10 protein-coding genes are annotated in these 13,017 nt (G+C 66.2%); 9 read left to right on the top strand and 1 reads right to left on the bottom strand.

What is annotated here, in order from left to right; all coding sequences use genetic code 11:
* Positions 1-33: 33 nt before the first annotated feature.
* Positions 34-2,739, bottom strand: a complete 2,706-nt coding sequence (locus KIH78_RS02020) for an alpha-L-arabinofuranosidase C-terminal domain-containing protein (protein WP_219131029.1) — start codon at positions 2,737-2,739, stop codon at positions 34-36.
* Between the two features lie 739 nt (positions 2,740-3,478).
* On the opposite strand from KIH78_RS02020, the gene KIH78_RS02015 reads away from it, so the two are divergent.
* The 9 genes from KIH78_RS02015 to KIH78_RS01975 all read left to right on the top strand — a co-directional run bounded on the left by KIH78_RS02015 (position 3,479) and on the right by KIH78_RS01975 (position 12,890).
* A complete protein-coding gene (locus KIH78_RS02015; RefSeq protein ID WP_219131028.1) occupies positions 3,479-4,408 on the top strand; it encodes a DUF362 domain-containing protein in 930 nt (309 codons plus the stop codon).
* Between the two features lie 31 nt (positions 4,409-4,439).
* Positions 4,440-5,033: an ECF transporter S component gene (locus KIH78_RS02010; protein ID WP_219131027.1), complete on the top strand. Its 594-nt coding sequence runs from the start codon at positions 4,440-4,442 to the stop codon at positions 5,031-5,033.
* Complete coding sequence (locus tag KIH78_RS02005) at positions 5,026-5,532, top strand: DUF1893 domain-containing protein (protein WP_219131026.1); 507 nt, start codon at positions 5,026-5,028, stop codon at positions 5,530-5,532. The genes KIH78_RS02010 and KIH78_RS02005 overlap by 8 nt, the downstream gene beginning before the upstream one ends.
* Positions 5,533-6,029: 497 nt before the next feature.
* The gene (locus tag KIH78_RS02000) at positions 6,030-6,860 is read left to right on the top strand and encodes a hypothetical protein (RefSeq protein WP_214311998.1); all 831 of its coding nucleotides are present in this window, start codon (positions 6,030-6,032) and stop codon (positions 6,858-6,860) included.
* Positions 6,861-7,160: 300 nt separating this feature from the next.
* Complete coding sequence (gene rplS / locus KIH78_RS01995; RefSeq protein WP_214312000.1) at positions 7,161-7,535, top strand: 50S ribosomal protein L19; 375 nt, start codon at positions 7,161-7,163, stop codon at positions 7,533-7,535.
* Positions 7,536-7,762: 227 nt separating this feature from the next.
* Complete coding sequence (lepB, locus tag KIH78_RS01990) at positions 7,763-8,638, top strand: signal peptidase I (protein WP_219131025.1); 876 nt, start codon at positions 7,763-7,765, stop codon at positions 8,636-8,638.
* Between the two features lie 87 nt (positions 8,639-8,725).
* Positions 8,726-9,481: a ribonuclease HII gene (locus KIH78_RS01985; protein ID WP_219131024.1), complete on the top strand. Its 756-nt coding sequence runs from the start codon at positions 8,726-8,728 to the stop codon at positions 9,479-9,481.
* Between the two features lie 260 nt (positions 9,482-9,741).
* Positions 9,742-10,857 (top strand): LacI family DNA-binding transcriptional regulator, encoded by a 1,116-nt coding sequence (locus KIH78_RS01980; protein ID WP_236034357.1) that lies wholly within the window; start codon positions 9,742-9,744, stop codon positions 10,855-10,857.
* A gap of 389 nt (positions 10,858-11,246) precedes the next feature.
* Positions 11,247-12,890, top strand: a complete 1,644-nt coding sequence (locus tag KIH78_RS01975; RefSeq protein WP_219131023.1) for a xylulokinase — start codon at positions 11,247-11,249, stop codon at positions 12,888-12,890.
* Positions 12,891-13,017 lie beyond the last annotated feature (127 nt).

Here is a 13,017-nt window from a genome sequence, read left to right as displayed (position 1 = left end):
TTCCAGCATATGGAGACGATACGGGGATGGCGGTCAGGCGCGCCGCGCCGTCGTCGCGTCCGGCACGGCGATGACGGTCAGGGAGAACGGCGGCACCGTGGTCCGTCCCAACGTCGCCGCGTCGACGCGTCGCGTCGTCGGCTGCGCGGGCGACTCCTCGAACGGGCGTCCCGCGTCCCATGGTGCGGCGAGCGTCGTGACCGTGGCCGTCGCCTTCCCGTCGAGGGGCGCGTCGAACGCCAACGCGACGTCGTGCGCGTCCGGCGTGGCGTTGACGAGACGCACGACGGTCTCGCCGTGCGTCTCATCGCGTCCGGCGGCCGCCACGAACCGCGTCTCCTCGCTGGAATCGCGGTACTCGTGGACGAGTCGGCCGTTCACGCGTACGGTGACGTGCGCGCCCTGCCGTTCCACCGCGAATTCCACGCGGTAGGTCTCGCCCGCCTGGACGCCGCCTTCCACGGCGGGGACGGCCTCGTCGGCGATGCCGTCGCCCACGCGTTTGAGGATCATGTACTTGTTGCCCCAGTCGCCGAACGCCCACCGGAAGTGGTCGCGGCCGTCCAACGCGCCGAAGTCGACGGTCATGCCGTCCTGTCCGGTGAGACGGCGCACGGTGAACGCGATGCGGTAGTCGTCCGCCGTGACGTCGAGTCCGGTGTCGACCGTCGGCGTGCCTTCGCCGACGACGACGTCCGGTGCGGCGACGTTGCGCCCGCGGCCGTCCGGTCCGACCGCGGCGATGCGGATGTCGCCGACGGACACGGCGTCGGAGCCGGTGACGGCGAACCGCAGGCCGGTGCGGTCGCGTGGCGCCGGGGTGAGGCGCGGCGCGTCGGCGAGCGCGACGTCGAGCGTGCGCGTGCAGGCGGTGCGGGCGAACATGCGCTGCACCCAATAGCTGGCGGTGCGCATGACGCGCCCGCCGTCGAAGTAGATGAGGTCCGGATGCCATTGCGTGTGCCCGACGCGGCCGAACAGCGGCGCGTAGGAGGCCATGCGCACCACGTCGCCGTTGCGTTCGAGGGAGGTCATGACGGCCGCCTCGGACAGGGCGCTCAACTGCATGTTCGACCACGACCCGTATTCGCCCAGGTAGATGCGCGGCGTGGGGGAGCCGTCGGCGTCCGCGCCGTCGCGCCCGTCGTAGTGGTCGAGGTGGGAGAACCACCATTGCGGCGACTTGTAGGCGTGCTCGTCCACCATGTCCACGTGGCGCTCGCGGGCGAACGCCCAGCCGGCGTCGTAGTCGGGGCCGGCGGGCACGGGGCCCACGGTGCCGATGACGGTGACGTCCGGATACCGGCGTTTCACCGCGTCGGCGACGAGCGCGAACCGTTCCTTGAACGCCGCGGTGATGGAGTCCTCGTTGCCGAGGCCCAGATGGGTGAGTCCGAACGGCTCCGGGTGTCCGGCCGCGGCGCGGCGGGCGCCCCAGGGGCTGTCCGCGGGGCCGTTCGCGTATTCGATGAGGTCGAGCGCGTCGTCCACGATGTCCTGCATCTCCTCCATCGGCACGGTGGTGACGCCGCCGGGCGTGTTCTGGCAGGACACGCCGACGGGCAGGATCGGCACGGGTTCGGCGCCGATGGCCTCGCACAGGAGGAAGTATTCGTGGAATCCGATGGTGAACGACTGGTGGTAGCCCCACAGGTTGAACTGGTGCGGACGATGCTCCACCTGCCCGATGGTGCGCTTCCACCGGTACATGTTGCCGGTGCCGAGCCCGTGGGTGATGCAGCCGCCGGGGAAGCGCATGAAGCGCGGGGAAAGGTCCTTGAGCGCTTCGAGGAGGTCAGGGCGGAAGAGGAGCGGTTCGCCGTCCTCGCCGCACGGTCTCAGCGACACCCAGTCGAGACGCAGCGTGGCGGGTGCGGTGGGCGCGTTGGTCGTGGCGCGATCGGCGGGTTCCGTGGGCGCGGGGACGATCGGCACGGTGTCCGCCGACGGCCGTTCCGCGCCGCCTGCGTCCTGCGTGGTTGCGGCGTTGCGGACCGTCAGGCGCAGCGCGCCGTTCGTGACGTCCCTCGCGGCGACGAGGTCCAGTTCGACGCGCGTCCACGCGCCGTGTGCGGCGCGTGCGCCGTCCGCGTCACCCGTCGCGGTCCCGTCGGTCGCGGCCGTGCGGCCGTCACGGTCTCCGACGACGGTGGCGGCGTGGGCGACGACGTCGGTCGTGGCGTCGTGTCCGTCGTGTTCGTCGGCGTTCGTGTCGTGCGCGTCGGCGTCCCGCGCGTCCTGACGGACCGTCGGCACGTCGCAGTCGACGAGATCCGCCTCGAGCGTGGCGGCGCATCCGTCCGCGCGCGCCCAGAGGGAGAGGCGGTAGCGCCGCCCGGCGTGGAGGACCATGCCGTCGAAGCCGCGGTTGGCGAGCGTGGTGACGCCGGATTCCAGACGCACGGCGAGATGGTGGGGGTTCTCCTCGGCCACCGGCGTGTCGGTGCGGATGGAGACGTCGCGGCTTCCCGGTCCCTCGTGTCCGATGGTCCAGCAGCTCAGGGACGACCAGTGCGGGTCGTCGGCCCGGTCGTACTCGAAGGCGCCGTTCTGGACGAGTTCGGCGTTGAGGCCGCCGTCCACCGCGTAGTTGATGTCCTCGAGGAAGATGCCCCACAGGTTGCGGCTGATGGCCTTGCCCTGCTCCCCGTTGCGCACGCGCACGGAGACGGGGCGCATGTGGGTCTTGCCTTCGCCGGTGGAGGCACCTTGCGTCGTGGTGTCCGTCGGATCCGTCATGGTTCCGTCCTTTCCTTGGATGTCGTCCCTGTCTCGTTCCGCGTGGCCGTCCATATTCCGTGTGCGATGCGTATGCGGTCTGCGTGTCGTCCACGACGCGGGCCGCCATGGCGTGCGTGGCGCCATCGTGGCGCCCCGCATGTGCGATACGGCGTGTCGCGTTGTTTTGCAACGGTTTTCGTGGTGTTCGGCGGCGTGTTTTGACAAGCTGCTTTATCGATAATATCATGTGTGTATCGATAAATTTATCGATAAAACGATAAAGGAGGCGCAAGGAACGGGTCGCCCGGCTCCGCTGCCCATCGGCCGGCCCCGTCGTAGCGGCCGATAGTCGCGATAGGGCGTCAGTTCCCGCGGCAATCGGCCTCTTGCCCGTGGTCAGCGGCCGATAGTCGCGATAGGGCGTCAGTTCCCGCGGCAAACGGCCTCTGGCTCACTCCCAGCGGCGGATATTCGCGGCGATGAGGTTGTTGCCGCGATATTCGGCCGCTTGCTGGTGTCTAGCGGCCGATATTCGCGTTAAGGCGTCCATGTCCGCGATTTTCGGCCTCTGGCTCACTCTCAGCGTCCGATATTCGCGGTGCGGTGCCTATCGCCGCGGCAATCGGTCTCTGACTCACTCTCAGCGGCCTACTCATACGGGGGCTGAGGCATATGGGGGCCGTCGGGGAGCCGTGAACCGGACTATCCTAGAAGGCGGGAAGTCAACATGAATCGCATCACAGGCAAGGAGGCAACGATGACGGAGACGACCCCACAGGCGCGCACCCCGGGCGCCCACGAAACCGACTATCCGATGGCGGCCAAGGTCTACTTCACACGCGACATCAGCCCGGCCGGGCTCATGCGCGTCTACGAGGCGCTCGGCGCGCATCCGCAAGGCAAGGTCGCGGTCAAGCTGAGCTCCGGCGAAGGCGGCAACACGCACTACCTGCAGCCGGCGCTCATCAAGGACCTCGTGCAGCATCTGAACGGCACCATCGTCGAATGCAACACGGCGTACGCCGGCACGCGCGACACGTCCGAACACCACTGGAAGACCATCCGGGAGCATGGCTTCACGGACATCGCCCCCTGCGACATCCAGGACGAGGAGGGCGAGATCGAGATCCCGGTGGAAGGCGGCAAACGCATCACCGGCGACATCGTCGGCTCGCACTTCCCGAACTACGACTACTACGCCGTGCTCTCCCACTTCAAAGGCCATATGATGGGCGGCTTCGGCGGCGCGCTGAAGAACATCTCCATCGGCATGGCCTCCTCGAACGGCAAGCGGCGTCTGCACTCCGGCCAGGACGAGATTCTGCCGAACCCGTTCAGCGGCGACCAGGACGCGTTCCTCGAGGCTATGGCCGAGGCCGCCACCGCCGTGTTCAACACGCTCAAGGGCAACATGCTCTTCATCAACGTGATGAACAACCTGTCCGTCGACTGCGACTGCGACGGACATCCGCATGCGCCCGTCATGGACGACATCGGCATCTGCGCCTCGCTTGACCCGGTGGCCGTCGACCAGGCGTGCGTCGACATGGTGTACGTCTCGAAGGACAACAAGGAGCCGCTCATCGAACGCATCGAGTCCCGTCACGGCATCCACACCATCGAACATGCCGTCGAGATGGGCCTCGGCAGCCGCGAATACCAGCTCGTCGACCTCGACAAGCGCTGAACGCTGAAGCAGCTGAAGAAAGGGAGTATCCATGCAATCGCAATCCACATCCACCGCGCGCGCACGCGCCTACGCGCTGCCGTCCGTGAAGTTCCAGACCGCCGCGGCGCTGCTCGCCGTGGTCGCCGCCGTGGCCCTGCCGCAGGTGTTCCATGTGGCCGGCGCGGCGATGGGCCTCGGCACGATGATCGGCCAGACCCTGCTGCCCATGCACCTGCCCGTACTGCTGGTGGGCCTGCTTGCCGGCCCGTACGCGGGCCTCGCCACCGGCGCGCTCGCGCCCATCGCGAGCTTCGCGCTCACCGGCATGCCGATGGCGCCGATGGTCCCGTTCATGGTCATCGAACTCGCCTCCTACGGCCTGTTCGCCGGGCTGCTGCGTGGGGTCCGTATGCCCGACGCCGTGCCGTCGCCGCTTGGTTGGCTGGCCAAGCTCGTCGCCGCGCAGGTCGGCGGACGTCTCGTCGACGCGCTCGCCATCGCCGTGGCCGTGTACGCGCTCGGCAACGCGCAGATGTCCGTCGCGAGTGTGTGGACCGCCGTCGGCACCGGTCTGCCGGGACTCGTCCTGCAGTGGGTGCTCATTCCGGTGGTCATGTTCGCCGTGGAGCGGCATCGTGACTGATGCGACGGTTGCGGACGCGTCCGATTCGGTGAAGGCGACGGCCGCGTCCGATTCGGCACGTGCGAAGGCCGCGCTGTTGGGCGACGACGCGCTTGGCGTCGTCGCCTACCGTACGGACGGGCCTGCGTCGGATGGCCACGTCGAGACGCTGACCGGTACCGGCAGGGGAGTGCGACCGCTGCTCCAGTGGCTTGCGTCCGGCGTGCGTCTCGACGGCTTCTCCGCCGCCGACCGCGTGGTCGGCAAGGGCGCGGCCCTGCTGTACGCGAAGCTCGGCGTCCGGTCCGTCTGGGCGGCGACGATGAGCGATGCCGGTCTCGCCGCGCTGCGCGCTCATGGCATCGACGCGTCCTACGGCACGCTCGTGCCGGTCATTCTCGACCGGGAGCGGACCGGCATGTGTCCGATCGAACGGTCGGTCGAGCGCATCGGCGTCGGCGACCTGAACGAGGCCGAGATCGCCATCCGCGCCGCCGTCGCCCGGCTCATGGGCCGGTAGGCGGTTTCCGTTTTGGGACTTGACGTCCGAGCGGGCGGTGAATCGTTTGCGTACCACGGATTCGTGGTATGCAAACTGTATGCAGGACATTCCGTGGTTGTGTACCATGCCGTCGTGGTACGCAACCGCAGAGTCCTGTCATCAGAGTTTGCGTACCAGTGTCCGGCATGGGAAAATCATTGGAATTGCAACGATATCCAAGGATGGGTAATAGGTGGAAGCCGAAAGGCTAATGGTATGAAACGTGAAGATGGCCGTTATCCGTGTTGTGTACCGCGGATTTCGGGTACACAGACAGGGTACTTGGCGTTCTGTGGTTGCATACCAAGGGCGGTACGCAAGTGCGAATCTCTGACATCAGGTCCTGCGTACCAGTTGCCGTCTCGAGTGCATGCAATTTCGCATAGCGGATTCCGCCATACTTCAGTCGTGGTGAAATGTCTAAGCGAGGTAATCTTCTGCATTGTTGTCGCATTACCGAGAGAGAAGAGAAGACGATGGTGCAACAGACAAAACGATTCGATGTGCCAAACTCGCAGCTTGTGGACATCGTCAGAGGATTCCGGATGTCATGCATGCAATTCGGATACTCTCCAATTGAGAATACCGAATTCGATATTGCTACTGCTGCTGATGGTGTCCTTCAAATTGAAGTGAAGAACAACGAGGTTTCTGTTTATGTGACGGGAGATGATGCCGAAATTATTTCCCGATATTTCGATGATTTGACCGTCTTTATGAACAATGTGGTTGATGAGGTTTCCAAAGCATCAGCGGTGCTGACGTCGCCGGAGCCTGTTGTCGCCGCAACGGTTCCGCAACATACGGCAAAGAGAGGGGCTTCGCGTTTGGAGAGCCCAGTGTCGGTTGCTGTTGATGATTTCAAGCGTCGTTTCCTTCGATTGCCTCTGTATGCGCGCGTTGTCATTGTCTTCGTATTGGTAGCGGTCGTTGGGCTTCTGTCGTGGCAGGTGGGTGCAAGGGTGTATCTCAAAGTGACCAACCCGATCAGATATATCAATGCCACTTGCTCGAAGTACTCGGAAATGATTACCGAGGGGAAAAGTTTGTCGGATGCGGATAATTTCATTGGAGAAGTAGTTGAGAATAAGACATGGAAAGCCAAGGGAGAGCTGACCATGCAAGCCGAAGTTACAAAGACCCGTCAACTATTCGATTGCGTAGCCAGGAATAGCGGCATGCCGTCCGATGTGCAATCGGAAATGCTGAAGGTCGGAAGCGATGGTGAAATCATCTGGGGGCATTACCACGCAAAGTGGTATTACATAGGTGATTTCCTTAAGATCGACCTCAATGAGGTCAAATGATGTTCGCATGCAGATGAGATGCTATTGGCGTTGTCGAACCGCCATTGGCGAGTAGAGAAGCCGTGTGTCCACAAGCGACCGTAGACTTGACGATTGCTGTGTCGAGAGGCGGGCCGCCGCATAAGCCGGTCTCTCCATGGGTCCAGCCGGGCCGCCGCGAGGCGTGACTTCCGGCGGATCGGCAGGCCTCCCAAGGGCAGACCCGAGGGGGAACACATTCGATCGCGCTCCGGCAACGCAACAACACGGACGCGCGGTCCCGACCTGGGGCTGATATGCGGCAGCACTGAAGGAACAATCATGGTCAACGCCATCGAGGCTTTCGACGCCAAGCACATGAAGCCGGCCGAGGAGATCCCGGCCTTCCGTCCCGGCGACACCGTCGACGTGAACGTGAAGATCAAGGAAGGCAACAACTCCCGTATCCAGACCTTCACCGGCGTGGTGATCGCCCGTCAGGGCGCCGGTCTGCGTGAGACCTTCGTGGTCCGCAAGATCAGCTTCGGCACCGGTGTGGAGCGCCGCTTCCCGGTGCACTCCCCGTCCATCGACTCCATCAAGCTGGTCCGTCGTGGTCGTGTGCGCCGCGCCAAGCTCTACTACCTGCGCGCCCTGCGCGGCAAGGCCGCTCGCATCGTCGAGCGTCGCGACAACTCCGCCAAGAAGACCAAGTGATCATTCCGATCGCTTCGTGACGGCGGATGCGCCACAGCGCGTCAACCGATGGCCCGGAGACCTTCACGGTCTCCGGGCCATCGCCGTCTTCGGGGCGGATGCGGGACTTCCGTCTGCCGCTTCCGCCCGTCGTGTTCCGCAGGTCGCGTCCCGCTCGTCACTATCCGCACACTCCCGCACGTTCATGCGCATGGCTACAATGGGCGGAGTTTTCGTGAGGAGGGCCGATGGCACAGTTTGACAGCGACGAACGCGACCGACATACGCTCCGGGTGGCCGGTCATGGCATCGCCCCCGACGACATGCCGTCCGTCGCCGGCTTCGACGAGATCATCGGCGGTGCGGACGCGTCCGGGGCGCCCGGTTCCGGCTCCTCCCACACGCGCGGCCGGGGCGCCCACCGTGCGCCCTCGCGCGGCGACGGCACCGGCATCGCGGGCGTGACGGACGCCGCGAACACGACGGACCGCAACGGTGGAGGCTCCTTCTCCTGGAAGGACACGCTCATCTGGTGCGGCATCCCCATCCTCGTCGTGGTGCTCATCCGCGTGTTCCTCATCGGCTTCTACGAGATTCCCACCCGGTCCATGGAAAGCACCATCGAACCCGGCGACCGCGTCGTCACGCTCAAGATCGCGCCGCGCGTGGTGGGCCTGCAGCGCGGCGACGTGGTGGTCTTCCATGATCCCGCCAACTGGCTCGCCGGCGAGCAGACCAGCAATCCGCTGGGCGGCGACTATCTCATCAAGCGCCTCATCGGTCTGCCGGGCGACGTGGTGGCGTGCAAGGGCGCGGGCCAGCCCATCACCGTCAACGGCGTGGCCATCGACGAAAGCGCCTACCTCAAGGCCGGCGTGCAGCCGAGCGCCTTCCCGTTCAGCGTGACCGTCACCGAGGGACACGTGTTCGTCATGGGCGACAACCGCGGCAACTCCGCCGACTCCCGCTACCATCAGGACGACGGCGACCATGGGCTCGTGCCCGTCAGCGACGTGGTGGGCGTGGGCCTCGCCCGCTACTGGCCGTTGAACCGTCTCGGTGCGTTGGATGCGCACAACGAGGTGTTCGCCGACGTGCCCGGCGTCTCGTCCGTCACCAAGTGACGTCCCGCCGCCGTCGGGTCCGTTTTCGGCGGCGCATGTCGTCTTCGTTCACGCGCGTTCCATGCGCATTCCCGAAAGGAGCCTGCGATGATCACGCCCACGCTCGACCTGGAGCGTTCGCTCGCCCGCGAGGGGTACGACCTCGTCTGCGGGTTCGACGAGGTGGGGCGCGGCGCGCTCGCCGGCCCGGTGATGGTGGGGTGCGCCGCCGTGTGGTCGCGTGACCTGCTGGCGTCCGATGCGGATGCGTCCGATGGCGTCGTGCCGTCCGGTGCGTCCGTCCCGCTCGACGTGCCCGCCGGCGTGGCCGATTCGAAGCTGCTCACCGAACATCGCCGCGAGGCCATCTACGACGAGCTCACCGACTGGGCGGCCGCATGGGCCGTGGGGGAGGCGAGCAACGTGGAGATCGACGAATGGGGCATCTCCTACGCGCTCGGCGTGGCGGCGCTGCGCGCGCTCGCCGAAACCGAACGCAGACTTGGGCTGGACGGGGTGCGAGACGGCGTCGACGCAAGCGCCGTGCGCGTCGGCGCGATCCTCGACGGGCCGAACGACTACATCACCAAGGCGATGAACACGTTCGACGCGCCCGACGTACCGGTTCCGGCGCACGTGACCACCAAGGTCAAGGGCGACCGCTCCTGCGCCGCCGTGGCCACGGCGGCCGTCATCGCCAAGGTGACCCGCGACCGGCTGATGACCCGCATCGCCGTCTCCGACCCCAAGTACGCGCCGTACGAGTGGGAGCACAACAAGGGGTACGGCACCGAGGCGCACCGCGCCGCCATCGAGGAACACGGCCCGAGCGACCTGCATCGCCTCAGCTGGAAGCTCGTCTGAGGGACGTCGGACGGCGACGTCTCCACGCCGCAAACGTCATCGGAAGCGGACGCGAGACGAAAACGACACGGAATATGTGACTGTGAGCGCTCACGTGTCGCGTCGGCAATCGCGATAAGCTGACAGAAGCGACGCCGCGCGCGACGTCACGGGCGCATCGCGCACGACGACGTGCCGAATCGCAGAACACGACAGAACGCGACATGAAACGCATGATGGCGCACACCGCGCCGACGCGACCTGCGGAAGGGAGAAGCAGTATGGGTTCCGGACGCAACGCCAGCAAACGACCCTCGATGTTCGCAGTGGCCAAACTCGCGGGGGTGAGCCATCAGACCGTCTCGCGCGTCATCAACAACTCGCCCGACGTCTCCGACGCCACGCGCAAGAAGGTGAAGGCCGCCATCCGCGAACTCGGCTACCGGCCCTCCAACTCGGCGCGCGCGCTCGCCTCCAGCAGATCACGCACCATCGGCCTCATCGCCGGCGGTCTGCGCTTCTACGGACCGATCTCCGCCATCACGTCCATCGAATCGCTGGCGCGCGAGCACGGCCTGTTCATGAGCGTGATGATGGTGCACGAGGCGCTGTGCACGCAGAAGGAGTTCGACGAGCTCATCGACACGTTCAACGAGCAGAACGTGGACGCGTTCATCCTTCTGACCCCCACCGACGTGATGCTCGACCTGGCATGCCGCGCGAAGCTCGACCAGCCGCGCGTCATCGTCACCTCCACGCACGGCGGCATGAGCATGCGCGAGGCGCGTTCGCTGGTCCCGGAGGACGGCCTTTCGCGCACCTCGTTCGTGGGGCTCGACCAGTGGGGCGCGATGGCGGACGTCATGCGCCTGGTCACGGCCGCCGGACACCGTCACGTGCTGTATCTCGCCGGCCCGCCGGAATGGCGCGACGCCGCCACAAGACTCACCGCGTGGGAGACGCTGTCCGCGAACGAATCCGTGCGCACGCAGGTCATGCGCTGCTCCACGTGGGAGTCCGGCGAGGCGTACGCCAAGATGAACCGGCTCATCGATACGGCCGGCGTGACCGGCGCGCCGCTGCCCACCGTGGTGGTGACCGCGAACGACAGCCAGGCCGTGGGCGTGGCGCGCGCGCTGCACGAGCACAGCCTGCGCGTGCCGCAGGACGTGAGCATCGTCGGCTTCGACGACATGCCCGCCATGGACAACATGTATCCGCCGATGGCCACCGTGCGCCCCGATTTCGAAGGGCTCGGCGCGGCGGCGATGCGCGAGGTGCTGCGTCTGCTCGGCGAGGGCGCCTCGCCGCAGCTGCCGAACGTCCAGCATGGCGTGGGATTGGTGCCGGCGACGGTGTGCGCGCGCACATCGCTCGGGCCCGTGCCGCGCGTGTAGGCGCCGCGTCGGCACGGGGTGCGTGACGCCGGGTGCGCTGCGGCGCCTCGTGCGACGTGGTCCGACTGAGGTGGTCCGACCGAGGTGGTCCGACCGAGGTTCGGCCGACGTGTGGAGGGCGTGCGTCCGATGGGCGCACGCCCTTTTTGCGTGTCGGGCCTGATGACGTGATGGGCGTGTCGCACATGCGGGCCGTCAAAAGGGCGGTTTATGGCCGGTTATGACAACGTTTGAGAGCGAGACACGTCGGGGTTGTGTTCCGTCGGGGTGCTTTGTACAATAGTCTCGGAAATTGTGAGCGTTAACAGTTCCCCAAAGACGGGCGCGAAAACGCTTACCTAAAATGGTTGATCGGACGGTGCCTCCGGCCGGTCAGTGAGGAGTCCAACATGGCAGCAACGAACGCCTCCGAGCAGGTCGCCGCGATCGCCGAGAAGATCCGCGCGGGCAAGACCTCGCTGGGCATCGAGTTCGGTTCCACCCGTATCAAGGCCGTCCTCATCGACGACACCTACAAGACCATCGCCTCCGGCGACTACGGCTGGGCCTCCCACCTGGAGGACGGCCTGTGGAGCTACTCCCAGGAGGAGATCTGGAAGGGCCTGCAGTCCGCGTACGCGGCCATGGCCAACGACGTCGAAACCGCCTACGGCGAGAAGCTCACCCACATCGGGCACATCGGCTTCTCCGCCATGATGCACGGCTACCTCGCCTTCGACAAGGACGGCGAACTGCTCGTGCCGTTCCGCACCTGGCAGAACACCAACACCTCCGAAGCCCACCAGAAGCTCTCCGAGCTGTTCCAGTACAACATCCCCGAGCGCTGGTCCATCGCCCACCTCTACCAGGCGGTCCTCAACAAGGAGGAGCACGTCTCCAAGGTCGCGTACTTCACCACCCTCGCCGGCTACGTCCACTGGAAGCTCACCGGCGAGAAGGTCCTCGGCGTCGGCGACGCCTCCGGCATGTTCCCCATCGACCCGACCACCCACACCTACGAGACCGCGTTCATCGAACAGTTCGACGCGCTGCCCGAAGTGGCCGCCCAGCCGTGGAAGCTCGAAGACCTCTTGCCTCGTCCGCTCGTCGCCGGCACCCCGGCCGGCGAACTCACCGAGGAAGGCGCCAAGCTCCTCGACCCGACCGGCACCCTCAAGCCCGGCATCGTGCTCGCCCCGCCGGAAGGCGACGCCGGCACCGGCATGGTCGCCACCAACTCCGTGCGCGTGCGCACCGGCAACGTCTCCGCCGGCACCTCCATCTTCGCGATGGTCGTGCTCGAGCACAAGCTCAAGGCCCTGCACCCGGAAGTCGACCTCGTCACCACCCCGGCCGGCGACCTCGCCGGCATGAGCCACGCCAACAACTTCACTTCCGACCTCAACGCGTGGGTCGGCCTGTTCGGCCAGTTCGCCAAAGCCCTCGGCCACCCCGTCGACGCCGGCACGCTCTACGGCACGCTGTTCCGCGCCGCCATCGCCGACGACGTCGACGCCAACTGCGGCGGCCTCCTCAACTACCCGTTCCGCTCCGGCGAATTCCTCGCCGGCCTGCCCGAAGGCCGCCCGCTGTTCGCCCGCAGCCCCGAAGCCAACATGACCCTCGGCAACTTCATGCGCGCCCAGCTCTTCTCCGCGTTCTCCCCGGTCAAGATCGGCATGGACGTCATGACCAAGCAGGAGCACGTGCAGATCGACTCCCTCGTGGGCCACGGCGGCATCTTCACCACGCCGAAGGTCGCCCAGAAGATCCTCGCCGCCGCGTTCAACACCCCCATCAAGGTGATGTCCACCGCGGCCGAAGGCGGCGCCTGGGGCATGGCCGTGCTCGCCGACTACCTGTGGAACACCAACGAGGACCACACCAACCTCGCCGACTACCTCGACGGCCGCGTGTTCAAGGACGCGCAGTCCACCACCGAAGAGCCGGAAGCCGGCGACGTCGTCGGCTTCGAAGACTTCTTCGCCCGCTTCTCGAAGGGCCTGCCCATCGAGCACACCGCCATCGAAAGCATCGACCTCGAAGACAAGTGACCGGACGGCGGGCGACGCCGTACGCACGGCATCGCCAGCCGGACCACACCGAACCGGATCCACACGGTCCGGACGGAACCGGCCGGACCGGAACCGAATCGGACCCCAAACGAAACGTACACCACAC

Source organism: Bifidobacterium saguinibicoloris, from assembly GCF_019331725.1.
Taxonomy (GTDB): Bacteria; Actinomycetota; Actinomycetes; order Actinomycetales; family Bifidobacteriaceae; genus Bifidobacterium; species Bifidobacterium saguinibicoloris.
Note: the sequence above shows the minus strand (reverse complement) of the source record. Positions and strands in the feature narration are given on the sequence as shown.